A 23,701-nucleotide genomic window follows, 5' to 3' on the forward strand; every position below is an offset into this window, starting at 1 on the left:
GGCGGCGAGTGTAGGCGACAATTTGCGGATGTCTCTTGCCGCCTCCCCCGAAACCCCTGTGCTGCCCAAGTCCGACCTCAACCTGGTGTGGCTGGACTGCGAAATGACGGGGCTGAACCCCGAGCACGACCGCATCATCGAAATCGCGGTGGTGATCACCAATGCCAACCTCGATGTGCGGGTGGAAGGTCCGGTGTTCGCCATCCACCAGAGCGATGCCCTGCTGGACGGCATGGACGCCTGGAACAAGGGCACGCACGGGCGCAGCGGCCTGATTGAGCGCGTCAAGGCCTCGGAGGTGACGGAAGAGCAGGCACAGGCGCAGCTGATTGCCTTTCTGAGCAAGTACGTGCCCAAGGGCAAGGTGCCGTTGTGCGGCAACAGCATCGGCCAGGACCGGCGCTTCCTGGCGCGCTACATGCCCAAGCTGGAGGCATATGTGCATTACCGCAACGTCGATGTCAGCACGCTCAAGGAGCTGGCACGGCGCTGGAAGCCCGAGGTGGTCAGCAGCTTCAAGAAAGCCCAGCGCCACACCGCCCTGGCCGACGTGCTGGAGTCCATCGACGAGCTGCAGCACTACCGTGCGCACTTCCTCAGCCCGGTGCCGGCCGAGGAAGCGGTGGCCGATCCCGCGCCATAAGGCATGCGATCCCAGGGGATAAGCCCCTGGGGTTTGAAGAGAAAAGCCAGGCGTGCAATAATTGCAGTCTTGTCTGAACGCAACCTTGGAACAAGGTCCGCGCTTTTTTCAGCCATTTGCGCATCTCCCATCACTCACCGGGCTCACCGACACCCGCTCGCCATGGCCGCCCCACACGGGCCGCCAGCGATGCCGATACGACGGCCCACCACATCCACCAGCGTGGAAGTGCTTTGTTTGACGGTTGATGTTTCCCTAACCGTCAAGAAAGCAGCACTGCCGCTGGGCATTGGTGTTTGCTTTCCGCGTGAGAACACATGAACGACATCCTCAATGAGCAGGGCCTGGTGGCCGCTGCAGATACCTCTTTGGACGCTACCCTGGACCAGATGCTGGCCGACGTGGACACGGTGGAGGCCGCGGAGCCCGCAGGTCCCAATCCTTTTGAAGAACTGGGCCTGGCGCCCGAGCTGGTGCGTGCCGTGGGCGATCTGGGTTACACCCAGCCCACGCCCGTGCAGGCGCAGGCCATTCCCCTTGCCATGGGCGCTGGCGAAGAAACCGGTGGTTTCATCGACCTGATGGTCTCCAGCCAGACCGGCTCCGGCAAGACGGCCGCCTTCCTGCTGCCCGTGCTGAACACCCTGATTCAGCAGAAGAACGAAGAAGAAGCCGAAGCCAAGACGGAATACGACCGTCTGGTGGCCGAAGCGGCCGCCCGTGGCGAACCCGCTCCCAAGCGCAACAAGCGCAAGGACCCCACCAACCCCCGCAACTTCAAGGCCGCCGTGCCCGGCGCCCTGATCCTGTGCCCCACGCGCGAGCTGGCACAGCAGGTGGCGCACGACGCCATCGAGCTGGTCAAGCACTGCCGCGGCATGCGCATTGCCAACGTGGTGGGCGGCATGCCCTACCAAGTGCAGATCGCCAAGCTGCAGAACGCCAACCTGGTGGTGGCCACGCCCGGCCGCCTTCTGGACCTGCAGCGTTCGCTGCAGATCAAGCTGGACAAGGTGCAGTTCCTGGTGGTGGACGAAGCCGACCGCATGCTGGACCTGGGCTTTGCCGACGACCTGGCCGAAGTCAACCAGCTGACCGAGCAGCGCAAGCAGACCATGATGTTCAGCGCGACCTTCGCGCCCCGCATCCAGCAGCTGGCCATGCGCGTGATGCACGACGGCGGCGCCAACGTGAAGAAGGTGACCATCTCCACGGCGCAGGAAAAGCACACCAATATCAAGCAGGTGCTGTTCTGGGCCGACAACGCCCAGCACAAGCGCAAGCTGCTGGACCACTGGCTGCGTGACACCTCGATCAACCAGGCCATCGTGTTTGCCTCCACCCAGGTGGAGTGTGACGGTCTGGCGACCGATCTGCAGGAAGCCGGCTTCTCCGCCGCCGCCCTGCACGGCGCGCTGAGCCAGGGTCTGCGCAACCGCCGCCTGATGGCGCTGCGCAATGGTCAGATCCAGGTGCTGGTGGCCACCGACGTGGCAGCCCGCGGCATCGACGTGCCCACCATCACCCACGTGTTCAACTACGGCCTGCCCATGAAGGCCGAGGACTACACCCACCGCATCGGCCGTACCGGCCGTGCTGGCCGCGAAGGCGTGGCCGTGACGTTTGCGGAATTCCGCGACCGTCGCCGTGTGTTCGACATCGAAGGCTACACCCGCCAGCAGTTCAAGGCCGAGGTCATTCCGGGTCTGGAGCCCCAGCAACGTTTCCCGGCTGCCGGTGAGCGCGACGGCCGTCGTGGCGGCGGTGCCGGCGCCGGTGGTCGTGGTGGTTTTGGTGGTCGCCGTGACGGCGACGGCTATGGCCGCAAGCTAGGCTTTGGTGACCGTGGTGGTTTCGGTGGTGGCCAGCGCCGCGAAGGTAGCTTTGGTGGCGACCGTGAGCGTGGCAGCTTCGGTGGTGACCGTCCCCGCTTTGGCGGCGACCGTGACCAGCGTGGTTTTGGTGGCGACCGTCCCCGCTTTGAAGACCGTGGCGGCGATCGCGGTGGCTTCGGTGGCGGCCAGCGCCGTGAAGGTGGTTTTGCCGATCGCAAGCCTGCTTTTGGTGACCGTCCCGAACGCGGTGGTTTCGGTGGTGGCCGTCCCCGTTTTGAAGACCGTGGCGGTCAGCGTCGTGAAGGCGGCTTCGCCGAGCGCAAGCCTTTCGGTGGCGATCGTCCCCGTTTTGAAGGCCGTGGCGACCGCGGTGGCTTTGGTGGCGGCGAGCGTCGCGAAGGCAAGTCCTTTGGTGGTGGCCGCGATGACCGCAATGGCGGTGGTTTCGGTGGCGACCGCCGCAAGACCTTCTCGCGCGACCGCTGATGCAGCTCGGGTTGCGCCTGGTGCGCAGCCCTGGTGTGGAGGCATAAAAAAAACCGGCTTTGGGCCGTTTTTTTATGCCTGTTGCACGGTGGTCATGTGTGCGCTGTTGGGAAAAGCATAGCGGCTGGCACTGATCTGCTCGTTGTTGAAGCCTGATGCAAGCGCCAAATCCTTGTGGTGTCAGCGCGGGTAGCTATGGATTTCACGAGGGCATAACAAAAAAGCCGTCTTGTGACCAAGACGGCTTTTTGTGTTTGGTGGGCCCTGAGTGATTCGAACACTCGACCAACGGATTAAGAGTCCGCTGCTCTACCAGCTGAGCTAAGAGCCCTTCGCAACCGGAAGGAACACTGCGCGGCGCAGTGAAGAGAAAACTTGGTGGGCCCTGAGTGATTCGAACACTCGACCAACGGATTAAGAGTCCGCTGCTCTACCAACTGAGCTAAGAGCCCGACTGGATCAACCAGATCGCTGCTTGGGAGGGGAAGTGGTGGGCCCTGAGTGATTCGAACACTCGACCAACGGATTAAGAGTCCGCTGCTCTACCAGCTGAGCTAAGAGCCCACTTCGTTGCCAATCAAGCAAGATCGCTATTATGCACCAAAAATTTGGCGGCCTCGGGAAAGTACGGTCTTTTTCCCGCCGATTTACTGCATCGCATTGCGGCTAGCCAGCTCCACGAACAGGCCGCTGTGGTCCAGATCGCCCAGGCCATGCTCCACGCCGTCGGCATACAGCTGCTCGAACAGGCGGGTGATTGGGGCGTCAAAACCGATCTCCTGGGCCGTGGCCAGGGCGTTGCGCATGTCCTTGAGCTGCACCGTCATTTTGCCGCGCGCGGCAAAGTCACGCTCCACCATGCGCTGGCCGTGCAGCTGCAGGATGCGGCTGTCGGCAAAGCCGCCGGTGATGGCTTCGCGCACCTTGGCCGGGTCGGCGCCGCCCTTGGCGCACAGCAGCAGGGCTTCGGCCACGGCGCCGATGCTGATGCCCACGATCATCTGGTTGGCCAGCTTGGCCAGTTGCCCGGCCCCGTGCGGGCCCACGTGCGTGGCCCGGCCCAGGGGGGCGAACAGGGCCTGGGCGGCCTCGAAGTCTTCGGCCTTGCCCCCGACCATGATGGCCAGGCTGCCGTTTTCCGCCCCCACGGTGCCGCCGGAGACCGGGGCGTCCAGGTGGCGCAGGCCACGCTCGCTCAGGCGGGCGGCATGGTCGCGGGCTTCGCGCGGCTGGATGGAGGCCATGTCCACCACCAGGGTGCCGGCGCGCATGCCGTGGATGGCGCCATCCTGGCCCATGCCGAACAGCACGTCGCCCACGACCTGGCCGTTCTCCAGCATGCTGATCACGTAGTCGGCCTTGATGCAGGCCTGGCGCGGCGTGTCATGGACGAAGGCACCGAGCGCGGCCAGGGGCTCGGCCTTGGCGCGGGTGCGGTTCCAGGCATGCACGACATGGCCGGCAGCCAGCAGGCGCCGGGCCATGGGCACGCCCATCAGGCCGCAGCCCAGCACGGCGATGCGCAGGCCGGGGATAGGGGAGGGGGTCAAGGGTGTCTCCGTCATTGTTGTCGTCGGCATGGCGCTGAAAAACCAGCGCCAAAAGATGCCAGGACGCAATCATGAGGATTTTTTTTCACACAGGCTTGCAAATCGCTTGCAAGCGCAGTGCATAAAAGTAACGACTGTATGAACTTGCGCAGACTGGGTCACGCCCGGCGCAGGCGATGGCCGGCCGCTGCGTGCCGCCCATCCTGGATGGGCGGTTGCCCGCCTAGGCCGACGGGGCGGCGTTGGTGGTCGCGCGCGTGCCAATCAGCAGGCGGAACGGCAGCAGCAGGCACACGGCCATGACCAGCTTGACACCCAGATCGCCCAGCGCCCAGGTGACCCAGGGCAGGTCTTCGCCGGCAAAGCCCACGCCCCAGAAAACGCCGGTGTCCAGCACGGCGGCCAGCACGGTGGCGATCAGCGGTGCGCGCCACCAGCGGCTTTGGCGCAGGCGGTCGAACACCGCGATGTCCAGCATCTGCGACAGCAGGAAGGCCAGGCCGGAGGCGGCCGCGATGCGCGCCGGCGCCAGGATGGCCGATGCGGCCACGGCCACGGCAAAGCCGACCCAGGCCACCCGCCGCGCCTGGGCGGGGCCGAAGGCGCGGTTGACCAGCTCCGTCACCAGGAAGGCGAAGGGGTAGGTGATGGCGCCCCAGGTCAGCCAGTCGTTGATGGCGTACTGCACCAGGATGTTGGACGACAGCACGACCACGCCCATGGCCAGCACGGCCAGGGTCAGTTGCGAACGGCTGGGGTGGGGGTAGCGCATGGTGGTGCTTCCTTTGCGGCGGGCTCAGTAGGCGCCGGAGTTGCGCACGCCGGACGAGGGCACGTCCAGGCCGAGGATGGCGCAGGCCACGGCCTCGCCCACCTTGATGCCGTCCACACCGGCCGACAGGATGCCGCCCGCGTAGCTGGCGCCTTCACCCGCCGGGTACAGGCCGCGGGTGTTCACGCTCTGGAAGTTGGCGCCCCGGGCAATCTTCACGGGCGAGGAGGTGCGCGTCTCCACGCCGGTCAGTACGGCCTGGTGCATGTCGTAGCCGCGCAGCTTCTTGCCGAAGGCCGGCAGGGCTTCGCGCATGGCCTCGATGGCAAAGGCCGGCAGGGCCTGGTGCAGGTCGCCCCAGGTGATGCCAGGCTTGTACGAGGGCGGCACGTGGCCTACCTCGCGCGATGGCCGGCCGGCGACGAAGTCGCCCACCAGCTGGCCGGGGGCGTTGTAGTTGCAGCCGCCCAGCTCATAGGCCTTGGACTCCAGCTGGCGCTGGAACACCACGCCGGACAGCGGGTGGTGGCTGCCGGGTGGCTGGTGTTCCACGCCATAGGTCTTGCCGTCGAAAGCCCAGGCGAACGCGGCCGCGTCCTGCGGGTAGTCGCTGGGCTCGATGGCGCAGACCATGCCGGCGTTGGCATTGCGTTCGGCGCGCGAGTACTGGCTCATGCCGTTGGTGACCACGCGGCCGGGCTCGCTGGTGGCGGCCACCACGGTGCCGCCGGGGCACATGCAGAAGCTGTAGACGGCGCGGCCGTTCTGGGCGTGGTGCACCAGCTTGTAGTCGGCGGCACCCAGCAGGGGGTGGCCCGCGTGCTTGCCCCAGCGGGCCTGGTCGATCACGCTTTGCGGGTGCTCGATGCGAAAGCCCACGGAGAAGGGCTTGGCCTCCATGTACACGCCACGTTCGTAGAGCATGGTGAAGGTGTCGCGCGCGCTGTGGCCCAGGGCCATGACGACCTGGTCGGTCTCCAGGGTGTACGCCTCGCCCGTGGCCTGGTTGCGTACGTCGATGGCCGTGACGTGGCGCTCCTCGCCCTCACCGGCAATCTGCAGGTCGGTCACGCGCTGCTCGAAGCGGATCTCGCCGCCCAGGCGCACGATCTCCTCGCGGATGCCTTCCACCAGCTTCACCAGCTTGAAGGTGCCGATGTGCGGGTGGGCGGCGTACAGGATTTCCGGGGGCGCGCCATAGGTCACGAACTCCTGCAGCACCTTGCGGCCCAGGTGGCGCGGGTCCTTGATCTGGCTGTAGAGCTTGCCGTCCGAGAAGGTGCCGGCACCGCCTTCGCCAAACTGCACGTTGGATTCGGGCGTCAGCTCGCGCTTGCGCCACAGGCGCCAGGTGTCCTTGGTGCGTTCGCGCACCGTCTTGCCGCGCTCCAGCACGATGGGCTTAAAGCCCATCTGCGCCAGCACCAGCGCGGCAAACATGCCGCAGGGGCCAAAGCCCACGACCACGGGGCGGTGCGGCAGGTCCGCAGGGGCCTGGCCCACGGGCGTCCAGGCCATGTCGGGCGTGGGATGGACGTGGGGGTGGTCGGCAAACTGTGCCAGCAGCGCCGCTTCCTGGCTGGCATCGGCCAGGGCAACGTCGACGATGTAGACGGCCAGCAGCTCGGCCTTGCGCGCATCGAAGCTGCGCTTGTGCACATGGACCTGGGCGATCGCATCGGCGGCAATCCCCAGGCGTTCGGCCGCCAGGGCGGTCAGGCGGGCGGTGGGCAGGAATTCGGAGTGGTTCTCGGGGTGGTATTCCAGGGCCGAGAGCGGGATTTTCAGTTCTGCGATGCGAATCATGGTGGCTTGTACCTATCAAGCAAGGGCAGGCATGGTAGTGCAAAGCGCCCCCCCGCATCCCGCCCGCCCGGCTTGGCCGGGCGGTGCGCTGGGAATCTGCAGGGAAAAAATGCATAGCTGTCAGCGCAGGCAGGGCAAGCGCTGGCGGGCTTTTTAGCTGCGAATGCTCAGGCGGGAATGGCCCACACCGCCGCCCTTCTCGACATGGATTTGCGTGGGAATGCGTTCCTTGAGCGCCTCGACGTGGCTGATGATGCCGATCATCTTGCCGCGGGCATTCAGCACATCCAGGGCCGCCAGCGCGGTCTCCAGCGTGTCGCCATCCAGCGTGCCAAAACCTTCGTCCAGGAACAGCGAATCGATCGAGACCTTGTGGCTGACCAGGTCCGACAGTGCCAGGGCCAGCGACAGACTGACCAGGAACGATTCGCCGCCGGACAGCGTGCGCGTGTCGCGCGCCACATCGCCCTGCCAGCGGTCCACGATGTCCAGCTCCAGCTCGCCCGTGGGCTTGCGCCGCAGCACATAGCGCTCGTGCAGGCGCGCCAGGTGCTGGTTGGCCAACTGCAGCAGGTGGTCCAGCGTCAGCCCCTGCGCAAACTTGCGGAACTTGTCGCCCTGGGCCGAACCGATCAGCGCGTTCAGACGCTGCCACAGCTCGCTGTCCTGCGCCTGGGCGGCGATCTGCGCCAGCAGGGCCTGCTGGTTCTCGCGGTAGCGGTCATCGTCTTCCAGGCGGGCCCGCGTGGCGCCGAGCTGCTCGGTCTGGGCGCGGCGTTGCAGCTCCAGGGCCTCCAGCTGGTTCAGCACGGCCTCGGGCGGCTGGGCTGTCAGGGCCTGGGCCTGCAACTGCGCCTGCTGCGCCAGCGCTTGGGCCCGCCAGGTGGCTGCCGCTTGCACGGCGTCCGCCAGCGTGCGCTGCCACTGCTGCAGGCGCAGGCGTTCGGCCTCGGGCAGGCAGGCCTGCTGGAAGACCTGCACATCGGCAAACGGGCTGGCCTGCAGGGCCTGCAGCCAGGCGCTGTGGGCCTGGGCCACAGCGGCCTGCTCGGCCTCCACGGCGCTCTGGGTCTGGGTGATCCGGCCTTGCAGCTGGGCCAGGTGCTGGGCCTGCGCGGCAATCGCCGGGGCGCAATCGGCCAGGGTGCGGGGCAGTGTGGCCGGGTCTGGCGCTGGCGATGCCAGGGCCGTGGGCATGGGGCACGCGGTGCTGCGTGTCTGCCATTGGGCCGCGGTGGCCTCGGCCTGGGCACAGGCCTGCTGCTGCAGCGCCCAGCGCGGGTTCAGCTGCTGCAGCTGTTGCCCGCTGTCCTGCCAGCGCTGCCAGGCGTGCTGCAGGGCGTCCAGCCAGGCTGCGGTGGTGGCCGGGTCGGGCAGGTGCTGGCCGTGGTCTGCCAAGCTGGCCTGCAGCTGCGCCTCCAGCGTGGCCAATGCGTCGGCCTGCTGCTGCACGGCCTGTTGTGCCTGCTGCACCCGCTGCTGCGCTGCGTGCAGGCGCTGTTGCAGGCCGTCGTGCTGGTGGGCCGCGTCGTGCCGTGCCTGGGTCGCCTGGTAGTGGGCGGCCGTGGCGGTGTGCAGCGCCCGCTCGCCGTCCTCGGCCTGTTGCAGCGCGTGCTGCACTGCGTGGGCCTGGCGGTGCGCCTGGTCCAGCGTCTCAGCCCACGGGCCGGGCTGCTGCCAGTCGCCGGTCGGGCCCTCGGGCGGTGGCAGCGCCTGCCAGGCTGCGGCGCTGCGCGCGCTGGCGGTGTGCAACTGCTGGAGCTGGTCGTGCAGCCCCGACTGGCGTTGCTGTGCGGCGGCCAGGACGGCTTTGGCGGCTTCGCCCTGTTCCTTCCACTGTTCCAGCGCCGCCTCGGCAGCGCTCAGCGCGGTTTGCGTGGCCGAGACATCCAGCGCCTGGTAGGCCACCACGGCCGGGTGCTCCAGCGCGCCGCACAGGGGGCAGGCGTGGCCGGGTTGCAGGGCCTGGCGGTGCGCCTCCAGGCTTTGGATGCGGCGCTCCTGCTCCAGCAACTGGCGCTTGTCGGCCACCACGTCGCGCTGGGCGGCGTAGCGCTGGCGCAGGTCGGCCAGGGCCGCCGTCTGTTTGTCGAGCGCGGCCGTGCCGGCCGCGAGGGCGGCCTCCAACTGCGCCTGGTGCTGGGCGTGTTCGCGCCGGGTGGCGGCCAATGCCTGGCGCTGTTCGGCCTGGGCGACCGCTTGCAGCGCGGCTTGCCAGCGTGCACGCAGCTCGGCCAGGCTGGCGCTGCCGTGCTGGGTCAGCAACTGGTGCAGTGCCGCCGTGGCGGCCTGCAGGGCATCGCTGGCAGCAGTTTCCGCCTGCGCGGCGGCGTGCAGCTGGGCCGTTTGCGCCGCCAACGTGCGCTGCAGTTGGTCCACGTCGGCGCCGTGCTGTGCGGCGTTGCGCTGCTGCTCGGCCTGCTGTTGCAGGGCATGCTGGCGCTGCTGCAGCAGGGCACGCCAGCCGCCCAGGTGTTCGCCCAGCTGGGCATCGGCGGCATGCTGTCGCTGGTAGCGCTGCAGCTCCTCCATGGCCGCCTGCAGGGCCTGCAGCTGCTGCCGGGCGGTGCTGGCCTCGGCTTGCGCCTGTTGCGCCGCATGCTGGTGCAAATAGGCCTGCAGCGCTTGCTGATTTAGCAGTGATTGCTGCAGTTTTTGCAGTGTCTCCTGCGTCTGGCGGTGCGCATCCTGGCTGCGCTGCCAGTGCTGGTGCAGGGGCAGCAAGCGCTGTGCGGGGGCATCCTGTTCCAGGCGTTGCAGTGCGTCGTGGGCCTGGCGCTGGGCCTGCAGGGCCTGCTGCTCGGCCGCGGTGGCCTGCTCCACCGCCTGCTGGGCGCTGGCGCATTGCTGCAGCCAGGCGTGCTGGCCCTGGGCGGTGGCCCAGGCCGTCTGCGTCTCGGCCAGCGCGGTGTGCAGTTGCTGGTGGCGGGCTTGCAGTTCCGCGCGCGCCTCGGGCGCCAGCAGCTGCACGCCGTCGGCCTGGGCCTGGGTGCGCGCCAGGGCCTCGCGCGCCTCGCGGGCGCGCTCGAACACGGCCTGGGACAGCTGGCCGTAGATTTCGGTGCCGGTCAGCTCTTCCAGCAGTTCGGCGCGGTCGTTGGCGTTGGCGTTCAGGAAGGCGGCAAAGCCGCCCTGGGCCAGCAGCATGGATTTGGTGAAGCGCCCGAAGTCCAGGCCGGTGATCTCTGCGATGCGCCGGGTCTTGTCCTTGCTGTGGGTGGTCAGGATGTGGCCCGCGCCCGTGGCGGCCTCGATCTGGGCCAGCTCGACCTTGGGCGGCTGCAGCGCACCGTCGGCCTTGTCGCGGGCGCGGCGCTGGCTCCAGAAGGCGCGGTAGACCGTGGATTGCACCTCGAACTCCACCTCGGCCAGGCAGTCGGCCATGTGGCGGGTCATCAGTTCGTTGCTCTGGCCGCCCACGGCGTTCAGGCGTGGGGTCTCGTGGTACAGCGCCAGGCAGATGGCATCCAGCAGGGTGGACTTGCCGGCGCCCGTGGGGCCAGTGATGGCAAACAGGCCGTTGTCGGCAAACGCGGGCTGGCGAAAGTCGATCTGCCATTCGCCCTTGAGGGCGTTGAGGTTCTTCAGCCGCAGGCTCAGGATCTTCATGCCGCACCTCCGGCGTGCAGCGTGGCCAGCAGGCTGTCATAGCGGGCGCGCAAGGCCGCTTCCAGCTCCGCCGGCAGCGTCTCCTGGGCCAGGCGGCGCGCAAAGACTTCGCGCGGCGACAACTCATGCAGCGAGGCGGCGTCCTCGGCCCACAGGCCCGGCGTGGCCGTGCCGCGCTGCCGCTTGACGCGCAGCACCTCCAGCGGCAGGTCCTGGACCATGGCCTCGATGCGCGGGGCCAGATCGGGCAGGTAGTCGTCGTCCTGCACGGTGACCTCCAGCCAGGCTGGGTGCTCCGCCGTGCCCTGGGCGGCCAGCGCGCGCAGGGTGGCGGGCAGGCTGGCCAGGTTGCCGCTGGCCGAGACCAGGGCCTGGCACACCGGGGTGGGCAGCGGCGTGACCGAGGACAGGCCGTCCGCGCCCAGCTCGACCAGCAGCACCTCCTTGTTCTGCCGGGCCTCGTCGAAGCCCAGCGCGATCGGGGAGCCGCTGTAGCGGATGTGTTCCAGGCCGCCCACCTTCTGCGGCTTGTGGATGTGGCCCAGCGCGATGTAGTCGGCCGGCGGGAAGGCGGTCGTGGGGAAGGCTTCGAGCGCACCCACATAGATTTCGCGCACCGATTCGTTGCTGCTGGCCCCCACGGTGGTCAGGTGGCCGGTGGCGACGATGGGCAGGCGCACGCCGTGCGCCTGCAGGTGGGCGGCCTGTTGGGCCTGCGCTGCGGCATAGACCTGGGCATAGGTGTCCTGGATGGCGGCCTGCAGGCTGCGTTGCTTGTCCTGCGCGCTCTGGCCGGCCTGGCTGTGCAGCACGTCGCGCGGCCGGATGAAGGGCAGGGCGCAGACGATGCAGCCGGGCTGGCCGCTGGCGCGCTGCGGCAGGGTGACCAGGTGCTGTGCGGCGCTGCCGGTGCTGGCGATGACGGTGGTCTGTAGGTGCTGCAGCAAGGGCAGGCTTTCGCCCAGCACACTGACCGAATCGTGGTTGCCGCCCAGCAGCAGCAGGGCCACGTTCAGGCGGTGCAGCTCGGCAATCAGGCGGTAGTACAGCGCCCGGGCGTAGCTGGGCGGGGTGCCGGTGTCAAAAATGTCCCCGGCGATCAGCACGGCATCGACCTGCTGCACCTGCACCTGCTCCAGCAGCCAGTCGATCAGGGCCGTGTGCTCGCGCTCGCGGCTGTGGTTCATGAAGCTCTGGCCGAGGTGCCAGTCCGAGGTGTGCAGCAGGCGCATGGGAAGGGGGGATCCAAAAGAGGCAATCACGGTCGATGCTATCAACCTCCTGTCCCCGCAGCACCGTGCGGGGCCGCATTTCGCCGCAGGGGCCTGCGGATTGGACGGGCGCATTCGCATCCCCAGCCTGTCACCTGCAGGACGCGGCGGCGGCGTTCCTGCAGGTCCTGCAGCACGTGGGCCCAAGGCCCGCGCCAGCACCGGCCGGGCCTGCCGGGCGGTGGGACCCAGGTGTTGCGCTGCACGATGTGGTTTGCCCTAGGGACGGCATTTCCTGGGGCAGACCCGCAAGGCGGGCGGCACGCCAGGCCGTAGATTGCACCCATGTTCCACGGACGATGACCAGGAGGCAGGCATGCAGCGACGGACTTGGATGGCAGCGGTGGTGGCCACCACCCTCAGCATGGGGGTGGCACAGGCGCAGGGCGACGCTTTTCCGAACAAACCCATCACCCTGATCGTGCCCTACGGGCCGGGGGGTGTGACCGATGTGATTGCCCGGGCGCTGGGGGCCAGCATGGGCAAGACCCTGGGGCAGACCGTGGTGGTGGAGAACAAGGCCGGGGCGGCGGGCGCCATGGGCGTGGTGGACATGCTGACCGCCCGCCCCGATGGCTACCGCCTGACGCTGGCGCCCGTGGGCATCTTCCGGCAGCCCTACATCCAGAAGGTGGCCTATGACCCGGTGCGCGACCTGACCTACATCGCCAGCTTCATGACCTACGACTTCATCCTCACCGTGCCGGCCAGCTCGCCCATCCGCACGCTGCAGGACTATGTGGCCTGGGCGCGCCAGCACCCAGGGCAGATGAGCTATGGCACGCCGGGCAAGTTCACGGCCAACCACGTGGCCATGGCCCTGCTGGAGAAGAAGACCGGCATCCAGCTGAACCACGCCCCCTTCAAGGGCGATGCGGACGCCATCAGCGCCCTGGCCGGCGGGCACATCCAGTCGGCCATTTTTGCCAACAGCATCCTGCCGCAGCTGCAGGCCGGCAAGGTGCGCGCCCTGGCCACCGCGGCCGACCGCCGGCCCGAGGCCTTTGCCGACGTGCCCACCTTCCGCGAGGCGGGCTATGGTTTTGACGTGCCTTCGCCGCTGGGCATTGCCGGACCCAAGGGGCTGCCGCAGGAGGTGGTGCGCAAGCTGGATGCCGCCGTCAAGGCGGCGATGAACGACCCCGGCTTCCAGCAGGTGGTGGCCAACTACGGCATCCGCACCGACTACCGGGACCACCAGGCCTACGCGGCATTCGCGCAGCAGGCGTTTGCCGAGGAAAAGGCCATCGTCCAGGGCATCGGCCTGGACTGAGCGCGGCGCGGGCGCCCTCAGGCCACCCGCAGGCGGATGCACTGCTGCACGGGGTCCAGCTCGCAGGCCAGCACGGCGCGCTCCTGGCCGTCGAACTGCAGCGCCGTGCGCAGGCGCTGGCCGTCGCCGCTGACCAGCCAGGCGATGTCTTCGGCGCAGATGCGGCGCGCGGGCAGCGGCAAGGGGCCCGCCGGGCCGTGGACTTCCACGGCCACGGGGCCGTCTTCGCCAAAGATGTGCAGGTATTCGGGCAGGGTGGCGGTGGCGTTCATGGGTACGGGTTGGGTGGTGAGGGGGATCGCCACCATAGAAAGCGCAGGCCGTGCCTGTCCAGCGACGCGGTCAAACGCCGTGCAGCCCAGGCACCGGTCTGCGCCGGGTTTGATGCAGCGCAGAGGCCAGGCCGCTGGCGCACGGGTGGATAAAAAACCAGAGCGCCCAGCGCACACCGATAGTGCATTTGCTGCAGATTTCGGTGGAATACCGAACGCTGGCGCGCGCAGGCCGCTACCAAAACCAAAAGCCCCCGAAGGGGCAGGTTGGAGCGCGGTCTGGGTGGGCCGGCCTACATGCGGAACACGTCCAGCGTGCGGCGCAGGATGCCGGCGTTGGTGTCCATGTGCTGGGCGGAGTGGGCCGACTCCTCGGCCAGCCGGGCGTTGTCCTGGGTGACGGCATCCAGGTCGTTCAGGGCGTCGTTGACCTGGGCAATGCCCTGGGTCTGCTCGCGCGTGGCGGTGACCACACTGTGGATCAGGGCGCTGACCTGGGTGACGGAGTTGACCGCCTGGTGGATGGTGTGGCCGGCCTGTTGCATGTGGCGGGCGCTCTGGTCCATCTGCTCGCTGGACTGCGCGATCAGCTGGCGAATCTCGCCGGCCGCCTGCGCGCTGTGCTGGGCCAGGGCCCGCACCTCGCCGGCCACCACGGCGAAACCCCTGCCTTGTTCGCCGGCGCGCGCCGCTTCGACGGCGGCGTTCAGCGCCAGGATGTTGGTCTGGAAGGCAATGCTTTCGATGGTGGAGATGATGTGCCCCATCTGCTGCGACGACTGGGCCATGCCCTGCACCAGCGCACCCACTTCCTCCATGGCCTTGCCGCCCTGCACGGCCAGTTGGGCGCTTTGCTCGCTGTGGACCTTGACTTCTTCGGTGGACTGCTGGGCATTGGCGACCGTGGCGGACAGCTGCTCCATGGCGGCGGCGGTCTCCTGCAGGTCCTGGGCCTGGCGGTCGGTGCGCTGGGCCAGGTTGATCGAGCCCTGGGTCAGCTGGCGCGACATCACGGTGAAGCCGTCGATCTCATGCCGCGCATCGCCCACCACGGCGCGCAGGTTGATGTGCACCTGCTTGAGCCGCTCCAGCAAGAAGGCCATGGGGTGGCGGCCCTGGTAGGCCGGCAGGGCGCCGTCGAGCTTGCAGCCCGCGATGTCCCCAGCCAGCAAGGCCACGTCTTCGAAGGGACGCGTCACCCGCACATGCTGGCGGTACAGCGTCAAGGCCGTCAGCAGGGCCAGCACGCCGGCCTGCAGGCCGGTCTGCCAGCCCTGGGTCCAGCCCATCAGCGGAAACAGCAGCGCCACGGCCACCATTGGCAGCAGCAGCGTCGCCAGGCGCTGGGTGAAGCTGGCGCGCTGCAGCTTGCCGAGCTGGTTCAGCAGGCCATGGTGGCGCACGCTGCCGGCGTGCAGGTAGGCGTTGCCCTGGGTGCCGTTGTTCAGGCGCTCGTACAGCGCGCTGGCGGCGCGCACCTCGTTGTCCGTGGGCTTGACGCGCACCGACATGTAGCCCACGGGCTTGCCGTGTTCCATGATGGGCGTGACGTAGGCGCGCACCCAGTAGTAGCGGCCATCCTTGCGCAGGTTCTTGACCACGCCCGACCAGGCGCGGCCATGGCCGATGGTGGTCCACAGGTCCTTGAAGGCCTCGCGCGGCATATCGGGGTGGCGCACGATGTTGTGCGGCTGGCCCATCAGCTCGTCCATGGCATAGCCGCTGACATGTGTGAACGCAGCGTTGCAGTGCGTGATGCGGCCCGTGCGGTCGGTGGTGGACATCAGCAGCTCGGACTCGGGCACCAGGAACTCTTCATCGCGCGCCACCACGGGCTGGGGGGGCGGCGCCGTGCGGGGGGCCGGCCCGGCAGCGGGGCCTGGGGTGCGGGCCGACGGCGCCGCAGCGGGGGCGGGAACGCGGCGTGCGGCCGGGGCCGGGGGGCGTTCGATGGTGGCGTGCATGTGGTGTCCCTTGGGGTGAGTGCTTGCCGGCGCCCCAGGCCTGATGGTGGATGGCGCCAAACGGCCTCACATGCTAGGTAGACCGGGTCTAGACACGCTGCCGTTCATCGGCCCTGGAAGGCCGAATGTGTGCGGGATTTGTGCTGGATCAAGGGTTGGCGGCCGCTGCGTCTGCGCCCCGCCACGGTCTGCCCGAGGGCGCCTGGCGGGGTCCGGCACGCCCCCTGCGCCGGGGGCCTGGCGATGCCGTTGTGCCCCCCCTGTCGCCCCATTGGGCGCACGCGCAATCCTTGCGGGCGCCACCCCGTGCCCTGGGTTGGGCGGCGGGGCGGTGCGGTGCGGTGCGGTGCGGTGCGGTGGCTCAGACCTCGCCTTCGGCCAGCTCGCTCAGGAAGCCGCCGCTCTGGTGGGTCCACAGCTTGGCGTAGATGCCACCCAGCTGCAGCAGTTGCTGGTGCGTGCCGGCTTCCACGATGCGGCCCTGGTCCATGACGATCAGGCGGTCCATGGCGGCGATGGTTGACAGGCGGTGGGCGATGGCAATCACGGTCTTGCCGTGCATCAGCTTGTCCAGGCTGTGCTGGATGGCGGCCTCGACCTCGCTGTCCAGCGCGCTGGTGGCCTCGTCCAGCAGCAGGATGGGCGCGTCCTTGAGCATCACGCGTGCAATCGCCACGCGCTGGCGCTGGCCGCCGGACAGCTTGACGCCGCGCTCGCCCACCTGGGCGTCGTAGCCGCTGCGGCCGTGGCGGTCGGTCAGGGTGTCGATGAACTCGGCCGCTTCGGCGCGTTCGGCGGCGGCGCGCATCTCGGCCTCGCTGGCGTCGGGGCGGCCATAGAGGATGTTGTCGCGCATCGAGCGGTGCAGCAGCGAGGTGTCCTGCGTCACCATGCCGATGGCGCCGCGCAGGCTGTCCTGCGTGACCTGGGTGATGTCCTGGCCGTCGATGGTGATGCGGCCCGACTGCGCCTCATGGAAGCGCAGCAGCAGGTTCACCAGCGTGGACTTGCCGGCGCCGGAGCGGCCGATCAGGCCGATGCGCTCACCGGGGCGGATGTGCAGGTTCAGCCCGTCGATGACCTGCTTGCCGCCGTCCTTGTAGGCAAAGTGCACGTCCTCGAAGGCGATGGCGCCCTGGGTGACGCGCAGCGGCTGGGCGTGGGGCGCATCGGTGATGGTGCGCGGCTTGGTCAGGGTGGTGATGCCGTCCTGGATGGTGCCCACGTTCTCGAACAGGCCCGTCATCTGCCACATCACCCAGTGCGAGTAGCCGGCGATGCGCAGCGCCATGGCGATCACCGCGGCGACCACGCCGGCACCGGTCTGGCCCTGGGCCCACAGCCACAGCGCCATGCTGGCGCTGCTCAGGATCAGCAGCGTGATCATGATGTGGTTGGTTAGCTCGAACAGGCTGACCAGGCGCATCTGCGCGTAGCCGGTGCGCTTGAAGTCGTCCATGGCGCTGCGCGCGTACTCGGCCTCGCGGCGCGTGTGGGCGAACAGCTTGACGGTGGCGATGTTGGTGTAGGCGTCGGTGACGCGGCCGGTCATCAGCGAGCGCGCATCGGCCTGCTGCTTGCCGATCTGGCCCAGGCGCGGCACGAAGTACCAGCAGGCGCCGGCATAGCTCAGCAGCCACAGGCCGAAGGGCAGCAGCAGCCAGGCGTCGAAGCTGCCGGCCAGCAGCAGGATGCTGAGGAAGTACACGGCCACGCCGACCAGCACGTCGACGACGATGAACACCACCTCGCGCACCGCCAGCGCGGTCTGCATGATCTTGGTGGTGATGCGGCCGGCGAATTCATCGGCGTAGAAGGACATGCTCTGCCCCAGCATCAGCCGGTGGAAGACCCAGCGCAGCCGCATCGGGAAGTTGATGGCCAGCACCTGGTGCATGACCATGGTGTGCAGCGCCAGCAGGCCGATGCTGCCCAGCAAGATGGCGGCAATGCCCAGCAGGCTGCCGCGCTGCTGCTGCCAGAAATCGCCCATGGGCGTGGCGCTGAGCCAGTCGACCACCTGGCTCATGACGGCAAACAGAAAGGCTTCGTAGATGGACAGGGCCGCGCTGGTCAGCGTCAGCAGCACGATCCAGCCGCGCATGCCGCGCGTGCAGGCCCACAGAAAAGCGATGAAGCCCGCAGGGGGCAGTTGGGGATCTTCCGCCGGATAGGGCGGCACCCGTTTTTCAAAATATCCGAACAAGATGACTTCTCCTTGTGCCTTCGATGGTAGGCGGCAGGCATGCCCTCGGCAGGGCAAGGAGAATGAAAATCAAAAATAAGAGCGGATGGCGCTTGTCCAGCCAGTGTTTCAGCGCGAAAGCCTGGGGTTTGGGCCAGGGGCTTGCGCCAGCAGCTATAAAAAAAACCACCACACGCCGGTGTGGTGGTTGGGGGCGACGGCCGTGTTGCGGGCCGCTGCGCGAGGGGGGCCTCAGGCCGTGGGCAGGTAGCCTTCGACCGACAGGTAGCGCTCGCCCGTGTCGTAGGCAAAGCCCAGCACCTTGGCGCCGGCGGGCAGCTCGGGCAGCTTCTGGGCAATCGCCGCCAGCGTGGCGCCGGAGGAGATGCCGACCAGCAGCCCTTCCTCGCGGGCGGCACGGCGGCCGTATTCGCGCGCCGGCTCGGCCTCGACCTGGATCACACCGTCCAGCAGGCTGGTGTCCAGGTTCTTGGGTACAAAGCCCGCGCCAATGCCCTGGATGGGGTGGGGCGCGGGGTTGCCGCCGGAGATCACGGGCGAGGCCGCGGGCTCCACGGCAAACACCTTCAGGTGCGGGAACTTGGCCTTGAGCACCTGGGCCACGCCGCTCAGGTGGCCGCCGGTGCCCACGCCGGTGATCAGCACGTCCAGGCCTTCGGGGAAGTCGGCCAGGATTTCCTGGGCCGTGGTGGCGGCATGCACGGCCACGTTGGCGGGGTTTTCAAACTGCTGCGGGATCCAGGCGCCGGGCGTCTGCGCGGCCAGTTCCTGGGCGCGGGCGATGGCGCCCTTCATGCCCTTTTCCTTGGGCGTCAGGTCGAAGCTGGCACCGTAGGCCAGCATCAGGCGGCGGCGCTCGATGGACATGCTCTCGGGCATCACCAGGATCAGCTTGTAGCCCTTGACGGCAGCGACCAGGGCCAGGCCCACGCCGGTGTTGCCGCTGGTGGGCTCGATGATCACGCCACCGGGCTTGAGCGCGCCGGACTTTTCCGCATCCTCGACCATGGACAGGGCGATGCGGTCCTTGATGGAGCCGCCCGGGTTGCCGCGCTCCGACTTGATCCAGACGTTGGCGCCGGCGCCGAACACGCGGTGCATGCGGATGATGGGGGTGTTGCCGATGGTCTGCAGGACGTTGTCGAATTTCATGGCATCTCCTTGGGTGGATGAGGGCACAGGCTGCACATTCTGGCGCACTTGTTCATACCTCCGGCGATATGCATATGCCGGTCTGGATAAGCGCAGTGTTTCAGGCGGCCTTTGCGCCGCACTTCGATTTTGCGGGGCCATGGCGCATACTTTTTGCAGCACCAAAAAGAAGGAGGGCGTTGTCCATGTCACTTTTGCACATCAACATGGTGGCCATGACGGTGGTCTGTGTGTCACTGATGGTGGGCTTTTCCTACCGTGAAAGCCGCTGGGGCATCCTGCTGATGCAGCTGGCGGTGCTGGGCCTGATGGGGGTGATCGTCTACGACATCCGGGTGATTTCGGCGAGCACCTGAAAACGCCGGGCCCATGGACGATAATGGTGCCCGTGAAGTTCGCCAGACTGCCGCTGGTGCAAGCGTGGAAACACGGCACTGGAGGAACGTCCGGACTGCATAGGGCAGCGTAGCAGCTAACGGCTGTCCACCGTGAGGTGAGGATCAGAGCAACAGAGACGTAGTCGGGCAGGCGTACCGCAAGGTAAACCGGCCCGGGTGAAACGGGCAATCTCTACGCGCAGCAATACCAAGTAGGCACACGTTGACGGGGCCCCCGGAGTGTGCGGGTAGGTAGCATCGAGCCGGTGGGGCGACCCCCGGCCCAGAGTAATGGCAGTCACATGGGCGCAAGCCCATGCACAGAATCCGGCTTATCGGCGGACTTCACACTTTGCAGACACCCCACAGGGCCCGGTCATCGACTGGGCCCTGTGTTTTTAGGGGGCTCCGTGCCGCCCTTCGGCACACCCGCACCCCGCACACCTGGCGGCGGTGCACGGCAGACCCGCACAAGGCCCTGGCGGTGTGCCCACGGGCGACAGCGCGCGGCCCGCGTCCGCATCAATAATGGGCGCCATGCTGCGACCTGAACAACTGCTCCACCCCCAGCGCGTGCCGGTCACGCCCCTGGAGGCTTCCACCTTGCTGCTGCTGCGCGACCGCCCCGAAGGGGGCTGGGAGGTGCTGATGACGCGCCGCTCCGACCAAGCCAGCTTCGTGCCCGGCGCCTACGTCTTTCCGGGCGGCGGCATCGAGGCCCAGGACGCCCAGGCCCACGCCCAGGTGGCGCACCGTGATGGTATGGCGCCCGGGGCGCTGACCGCCGCCATTGCCGCCCTGCGCGAAAGCCTGGAAGAGATGGGCCTGCTGCTGGCCGTGCATGCCGACGGACGGCCCGCCACCCAGGCCGATGTCGATGCCCTGGACCGCCACGCCCCGCTGTGGCCGCAGCTGGCGCAGCGCGGCCTGCGCCTGGACGTGCGCGGCGTCTGGCAGCTGGCACACTGGACGGCCGACCGCAACCTGCCCAAGCGCTTTGCCGTGCCCTTCTTCGTGGCGCGCATGCCTGACGGTCAGATCCCGGTGGCCGATGAGGCCGAGCAGTTCGAGCCGGTCTGGATCCACCCGCAGCAGGCCCTGGACCGCCATGCCGGCGGGCAGATGCCCATGATCTTTCCCACGCTGCGCACCCTGGCGCGCCTGGCGCGCTACCCTAGCGTGCAGGCGGTACTGGACGCCGTGGCCGCCGGACCGCTGTGGGCCAGCGCGCCGCGCTCTGGCCTGTTGCGTGGCGAGCAGCACCGCTGTATGGAGGACGAAGCCCCGTTTGGTGAGTTGGCCATGGTCTGCCCCGATGGGCAGATCCTGCACCCGCTGGACTGGCAGAGCGAGCGCGCCGTGCCGCTGCGCAAGAACCTGTGGCGCCTGACGGCACCCAACGCGAATGTGATGACCGGCCCGGGCACCAACAGCTACCTGGTCGGCGAAGCAGCCACGGGCTTCATCGCCATCGATCCCGGCCCGGCCGATGCCGACCACGTGCAGCGCCTGTGGGAGGCCGCCGGGGGCGACGTGCGCCACATCGTCTGCACGCACTCGCACGCCGACCACTCCCCGGGAGCCTTCCTGCTGCAGGCGCTGTGCGTGCAGCAGGGGCGGGACAAGCCCTTAATCCATGGCCTGCCCTCGGCCCCGACGGCGCGTGCCAACAGCCAGTTCGTGCCCGATGTGGTGCTGCAAGATGGAGAGCGCATCACGCTCGCTCCGCTTGGGCTGGAGGCTGAAAAGGCCTCCAGCATCCGCCACACGCTGCGCGCCGTGCACACGCCGGGCCATGCGGCCAACCACCTGTGCCTGCTGCTGGAAGAGGACGCCCTGCTGTTCAGCGGCGACCACATCCTGAACGGCACCACGCCGGTCATCGACATCCCCGATGGCAATATGCGCGACTACCTCGACAGCCTGGACAAGCTGGCCGCGCTGTGCGCTGCGCAGGGCGTAGAGTTCGTGCTGCCGGCCCATGGCTACGTGCTGGGCGATGCGCAGGGCGTGATCGCCCGGCTCAAGGCCCACCGCCTGGCGCGCGAGGCCAAGGTGCTGGCCGCCATGCGCCAGCAGCCCGAGGGCTCGGTCCAGGACTGGGTGGCCCAGGCCTATGCCGACACGCCCACGGCGCTGTGGAAGCTGGCCGAAAGAAGCCTGATGGCGCACGTGGAACGCATTCGTGCTTTAGGCTTGCTGCATGTCACCGACTGAATTTCCCCACAACAACGACAACACCGTGCGCCTGTCCAAGCGATTGGCGGGGCAACTGCAGTGCTCGCGCAGCGAGGCGGAGCTGTATATCGAGTCCGGCGCCGTGCAGGTGGATGGCCAGACCGTCGAGCAAGCCGGCGCCCGCGTGGGCCCGGCGCAGGTCCTGACCGTCACCGCCGGTGCCAAGCCCGAACCGGTGCCCCCGGTCACCCTGCTGCTGCACAAGCCCGCCGGTTATTCGGTGCAGGCGGGCGGCCCGCGCAGCGCACTGGACCTGCTGGTGCCGGAGCGCTGGAACCAGGGCGATACCCCGGCGCCCATCCGCCTGCTGCACAAGCATTTCCAGCACCTGGAGTGCCTGGAGCCGCTGCCCGTGCCCGCCAGCGGCTTGACCGTGTTCACCCAGGACCGGCGCGTGGCGCGCAAGCTGACCGAGGACGTGCTGTACCTGGAGCAGGAGTGCATCGCCCAGGTGCAGGGCCAGCTCGATGCCGAAGGGCTGGAGCGCCTGTGCAACGGCACGGCCATCCCCGGCAAGCGCCTGCCGCGCACCAAGGTCAGCTGGCAAAGCGACCACCACCTGCGCTTTGCGCTCAAGGGCATCTACCCCGAGGAGATCGAGGCCATGTGCGCCGGCGTGGGTTTGAAGCTGCTGGGCCTCAAGCGCCTGCGCATGGGGCGCATCTCCATGGCCAAGCTGGCCGAAGGGCAGTGGCGCTATGCCATGCCCTGGGAGCGTTTCTGATTCGGGTCGGCACACAGACCCTGCACCCTCGCGCGCCCCGGGCGCGCTTTTTTGTGCCCGGCGGGTTTATTTGCTGCTGCTGTGGCTCATCGCCACGACCAGGGCGGTGATCAGGAAAAAGGCCTGCAACTCCAGTGCCCAGCCGCCGCTTTTGCTGATTTGCAGCCAGTGCGGGCCGTGGACCAGCACCAGGGCCACCAGCATGTTGACGGCGATCAGCAGCGCGGCCGGCACCACGCACAGGCCAACCAGCAGCAGCAGCGGGGCGATGACTTCCCCGATGAACACGCCATAGGCGAGGAAGGCGGGCAGCCCGGCCTTGACCACTAGGGCTTCAATGCCGGCAATGCCACCGGTGATCTTGGCCCAGCCGTGGAACAGCAGGAGCACAGCCAGGGTGACGCGCAACAGCACCATGGCGGCCAGGGGATGGTGAAAATGTTTCCAGAAGCTCATGGCTGCCCAGCCTAAAGCATGCGCTGTGCGGATGGTCTGCGGGAAAACAGGGAAAAAACGGCTTTCTTGCTGCACTTGTGCGCGCATTCCGGCACCGATGGCAGACAGGCTGCCGGCTGGCTGTAGGCCAGCGGCGGGAACTGGACAGGGTGCGTGCCAGCCGGTGGCGCAGCGCCTACGATGCTTGTCACCGCCCACCACCCGGGACGTCGGCCAGACGGATACCACAAGGGGGATGGGCAGGTTTCCACAACGTTTTCACTGTCGAGGGGTTTCCTATGCAAAAGTCTTTTTCTGTGCGTTCCCTGGTGCTGGCTTCCGGCATGGCGGCGGCGGCCGTGGCGATGGTGGGCTGTACGACCACGGGCAACACCCAGGGCAAGGGGGCAGCGCCCTCCAGCCGTGCTGAGCTGGAGTCCCAGGCCACGGCGGCGCTCAACCGCCTGTACAGCGCCATGCCTGGCACCCGTGAGCTGGTGGCCAAGTCGCGCGGCGTGCTGGTGTGCCCGGCCGTGATCGGCGGCAGCTTTGTGATCGGTGCTGAGCACGGCAAGTGCGTGCTGCGCTCCAACGGCACCACGCGCGGCTACTACAGCACCACGGCGGCCTCGATCGGCTGGCAGGCGGGGGGCCAGTCCAAGGCCGTCATCTATGTGTTCAGCGCCCAGGATGCCTACAACAAATTCTTGAGCAGCGATGGCTGGTCCGTCGGGGCTGACGCCAATGTGGCCGTGGGCAAGGCCGGCGCCAATGGCGGCATCGACACCACCACGGCCAACGCGCCGGTCAGCAGCTACGTGCTGAACAACACCGGGCTGGAAGCTGGCGTGTCCGTCAACGGCAGCAAGATCAGCAAGATCAGCATGTAAGCGCCCCGTGCGGCACCCCCAAGACCGGCCTTGCCGGTCTTTTTTTATGCCGAACCGGGGGGCGGGCCGTGCTTTGTCTGGCAGGGTGCCTGCAGGGCCGGGTTTTGGGGGGTAGGATGCCGGGGTTTGGGTCCAGTGCGTCCCCCGTGGGCGGGGTGCGCGCGGACCGCGCTGAAACCATTGCTCAACCGCTGCACT

The 23,701-nt window shown here is 68.1% G+C and carries 17 protein-coding genes, 3 tRNA genes and 1 other RNA gene; 8 read left to right on the plus strand and 13 right to left on the minus strand.

What is annotated here, in order from left to right; genetic code table 11:
• The first annotated feature begins 28 nt into the window (after positions 1-28).
• Entirely contained in the window at positions 29-643 is a 615-nt protein-coding gene (gene orn / locus KAQ61_RS01515) for an oligoribonuclease (protein WP_210930278.1), read from the plus strand.
• Between the two features lie 317 nt (positions 644-960).
• A complete protein-coding gene (locus tag KAQ61_RS01520) occupies positions 961-2,964 on the plus strand; it encodes a DEAD/DEAH box helicase (RefSeq protein ID WP_210930279.1) in 2,004 nt (667 codons plus the stop codon).
• Between the two features lie 255 nt (positions 2,965-3,219).
• On the opposite strand, the gene KAQ61_RS01525 is transcribed toward KAQ61_RS01520, so the two are convergent.
• The 8 genes from KAQ61_RS01525 to sbcD all read right to left on the minus strand — a co-directional run bounded on the left by KAQ61_RS01525 (position 3,220) and on the right by sbcD (position 11,933).
• Positions 3,220-3,295 (minus strand) — tRNA-Lys (locus KAQ61_RS01525).
• A 45-nt stretch (positions 3,296-3,340) separates the two neighbouring features.
• Positions 3,341-3,416, minus strand: a tRNA-Lys gene (locus tag KAQ61_RS01530).
• A gap of 36 nt (positions 3,417-3,452) precedes the next feature.
• Positions 3,453-3,528 (minus strand) — tRNA-Lys (locus tag KAQ61_RS01535).
• An 83-nt stretch (positions 3,529-3,611) separates the two neighbouring features.
• A complete protein-coding gene (locus tag KAQ61_RS01540) occupies positions 3,612-4,529 on the minus strand; it encodes an NAD(P)-dependent oxidoreductase (protein ID WP_210930280.1) in 918 nt (305 codons plus the stop codon).
• 208 nt (positions 4,530-4,737) lie between these two features.
• A complete protein-coding gene (locus tag KAQ61_RS01545; protein WP_045267369.1) occupies positions 4,738-5,286 on the minus strand; it encodes a VUT family protein in 549 nt (182 codons plus the stop codon).
• 24 nt (positions 5,287-5,310) lie between these two features.
• Positions 5,311-7,092: an NAD(P)/FAD-dependent oxidoreductase gene (locus KAQ61_RS01550; protein WP_210930281.1), complete on the minus strand. Its 1,782-nt coding sequence runs from the start codon at positions 7,090-7,092 to the stop codon at positions 5,311-5,313.
• 153 nt (positions 7,093-7,245) lie between these two features.
• Positions 7,246-10,701: an AAA family ATPase gene (locus KAQ61_RS01555; RefSeq protein ID WP_210930282.1), complete on the minus strand. Its 3,456-nt coding sequence runs from the start codon at positions 10,699-10,701 to the stop codon at positions 7,246-7,248.
• Positions 10,698-11,933, minus strand: coding sequence for an exonuclease subunit SbcD (gene sbcD / locus KAQ61_RS01560; RefSeq protein WP_210930283.1), 1,236 nt, complete (start codon positions 11,931-11,933; stop codon positions 10,698-10,700). The genes KAQ61_RS01555 and sbcD overlap by 4 nt, the downstream gene beginning before the upstream one ends.
• Before the next feature lie 355 nt (positions 11,934-12,288).
• Here sbcD and KAQ61_RS01565 point away from each other — a divergent pair, with 355 nt between their 5' ends.
• On the plus strand, positions 12,289-13,245 hold the full coding sequence (locus tag KAQ61_RS01565) for a Bug family tripartite tricarboxylate transporter substrate binding protein (RefSeq protein WP_042411490.1): 957 nt from the start codon (positions 12,289-12,291) through the stop codon (positions 13,243-13,245).
• 17 nt (positions 13,246-13,262) lie between these two features.
• On the opposite strand, the gene KAQ61_RS01570 is transcribed toward KAQ61_RS01565, so the two are convergent.
• From KAQ61_RS01570 to cysK, 4 genes are all read right to left on the minus strand, one after another.
• Positions 13,263-13,517, minus strand: a complete 255-nt coding sequence (locus KAQ61_RS01570) for a hypothetical protein (RefSeq protein ID WP_042411488.1) — start codon at positions 13,515-13,517, stop codon at positions 13,263-13,265.
• A 293-nt stretch (positions 13,518-13,810) separates the two neighbouring features.
• A complete protein-coding gene (locus tag KAQ61_RS01575; RefSeq protein ID WP_244982959.1) occupies positions 13,811-15,481 on the minus strand; it encodes a methyl-accepting chemotaxis protein in 1,671 nt (556 codons plus the stop codon).
• 361 nt (positions 15,482-15,842) lie between these two features.
• Complete coding sequence (locus KAQ61_RS01580; protein ID WP_210930284.1) at positions 15,843-17,687, minus strand: ABC transporter ATP-binding protein; 1,845 nt, start codon at positions 17,685-17,687, stop codon at positions 15,843-15,845.
• Positions 17,688-17,918: 231 nt separating this feature from the next.
• The gene (cysK, locus tag KAQ61_RS01585) at positions 17,919-18,839 is read right to left on the minus strand and encodes a cysteine synthase A (protein WP_042411483.1); all 921 of its coding nucleotides are present in this window, start codon (positions 18,837-18,839) and stop codon (positions 17,919-17,921) included.
• 185 nt (positions 18,840-19,024) lie between these two features.
• Here cysK and KAQ61_RS01590 point away from each other — a divergent pair, with 185 nt between their 5' ends.
• The 4 genes from KAQ61_RS01590 (at position 19,025) to KAQ61_RS01605 (ending at position 22,178) form a co-directional block, all read left to right on the plus strand.
• Positions 19,025-19,195 (plus strand): hypothetical protein, encoded by a 171-nt coding sequence (locus KAQ61_RS01590; RefSeq protein ID WP_210930285.1) that lies wholly within the window; start codon positions 19,025-19,027, stop codon positions 19,193-19,195.
• Between the two features lie 34 nt (positions 19,196-19,229).
• Positions 19,230-19,567: RNase P RNA component class A (gene rnpB / locus KAQ61_RS01595), an RNA gene on the plus strand.
• A 186-nt stretch (positions 19,568-19,753) separates the two neighbouring features.
• On the plus strand, positions 19,754-21,433 hold the full coding sequence (locus KAQ61_RS01600; RefSeq protein WP_210930286.1) for an MBL fold metallo-hydrolase: 1,680 nt from the start codon (positions 19,754-19,756) through the stop codon (positions 21,431-21,433).
• The gene (locus KAQ61_RS01605) at positions 21,420-22,178 is read left to right on the plus strand and encodes an RNA pseudouridine synthase (RefSeq protein WP_210930287.1); all 759 of its coding nucleotides are present in this window, start codon (positions 21,420-21,422) and stop codon (positions 22,176-22,178) included. The genes KAQ61_RS01600 and KAQ61_RS01605 overlap by 14 nt, the downstream gene beginning before the upstream one ends.
• A 66-nt stretch (positions 22,179-22,244) precedes the next feature.
• Here KAQ61_RS01605 and KAQ61_RS01610 read toward each other — a convergent pair whose 3' ends face one another.
• On the minus strand, positions 22,245-22,634 hold the full coding sequence (locus KAQ61_RS01610; RefSeq protein ID WP_210930288.1) for a DoxX family protein: 390 nt from the start codon (positions 22,632-22,634) through the stop codon (positions 22,245-22,247).
• Positions 22,635-22,912: 278 nt separating this feature from the next.
• On the opposite strand from KAQ61_RS01610, the gene KAQ61_RS01615 reads away from it, so the two are divergent.
• On the plus strand, positions 22,913-23,503 hold the full coding sequence (locus tag KAQ61_RS01615) for a BPSL1445 family SYLF domain-containing lipoprotein (protein WP_045267360.1): 591 nt from the start codon (positions 22,913-22,915) through the stop codon (positions 23,501-23,503).
• Positions 23,504-23,701: the final 198 nt, after the last annotated feature.

This window comes from Comamonas aquatica, from assembly GCF_018064205.1.
In the GTDB taxonomy this organism is placed as follows: Bacteria; Pseudomonadota; Gammaproteobacteria; order Burkholderiales; family Burkholderiaceae_C; genus Comamonas; species Comamonas aquatica.

Excerpts from the sequence above, each read along its gene's own strand:
- KAQ61_RS01605 (WP_210930287.1), top strand. The coding sequence starts at position 21,420 with ATGTCACCGACTGAATTTCCCCACAACAACGACAACACCGTGCGCCTG.
- KAQ61_RS01615 (WP_045267360.1), top strand. The coding sequence starts at position 22,913 with ATGCAAAAGTCTTTTTCTGTGCGTTCCCTGGTGCTGGCTTCCGGCATG.
- KAQ61_RS01555 (WP_210930282.1), bottom strand. The coding sequence starts at position 10,701 with ATGAAGATCCTGAGCCTGCGGCTGAAGAACCTCAACGCCCTCAAGGGC.
- KAQ61_RS01590 (WP_210930285.1), top strand. The coding sequence starts at position 19,025 with ATGTCACTTTTGCACATCAACATGGTGGCCATGACGGTGGTCTGTGTG.
- KAQ61_RS01565 (WP_042411490.1), top strand. The coding sequence starts at position 12,289 with ATGCAGCGACGGACTTGGATGGCAGCGGTGGTGGCCACCACCCTCAGC.
- KAQ61_RS01545 (WP_045267369.1), bottom strand. The coding sequence starts at position 5,286 with ATGCGCTACCCCCACCCCAGCCGTTCGCAACTGACCCTGGCCGTGCTG.
- KAQ61_RS01570 (WP_042411488.1), bottom strand. The coding sequence starts at position 13,517 with ATGAACGCCACCGCCACCCTGCCCGAATACCTGCACATCTTTGGCGAA.
- KAQ61_RS01610 (WP_210930288.1), bottom strand. The coding sequence starts at position 22,634 with ATGAGCTTCTGGAAACATTTTCACCATCCCCTGGCCGCCATGGTGCTG.
- KAQ61_RS01600 (WP_210930286.1), top strand. The coding sequence starts at position 19,754 with ATGCTGCGACCTGAACAACTGCTCCACCCCCAGCGCGTGCCGGTCACG.
- KAQ61_RS01550 (WP_210930281.1), bottom strand. The coding sequence starts at position 7,092 with ATGATTCGCATCGCAGAACTGAAAATCCCGCTCTCGGCCCTGGAATAC.
- cysK (WP_042411483.1), bottom strand. The coding sequence starts at position 18,839 with ATGAAATTCGACAACGTCCTGCAGACCATCGGCAACACCCCCATCATC.
- sbcD (WP_210930283.1), bottom strand. The coding sequence starts at position 11,933 with ATGCGCCTGCTGCACACCTCGGACTGGCACCTCGGCCAGAGCTTCATG.
- orn (WP_210930278.1), top strand. The coding sequence starts at position 29 with ATGTCTCTTGCCGCCTCCCCCGAAACCCCTGTGCTGCCCAAGTCCGAC.
- KAQ61_RS01540 (WP_210930280.1), bottom strand. The coding sequence starts at position 4,529 with ATGACGGAGACACCCTTGACCCCCTCCCCTATCCCCGGCCTGCGCATC.
- KAQ61_RS01575 (WP_244982959.1), bottom strand. The coding sequence starts at position 15,481 with ATGCACGCCACCATCGAACGCCCCCCGGCCCCGGCCGCACGCCGCGTT.
- KAQ61_RS01520 (WP_210930279.1), top strand. The coding sequence starts at position 961 with ATGAACGACATCCTCAATGAGCAGGGCCTGGTGGCCGCTGCAGATACC.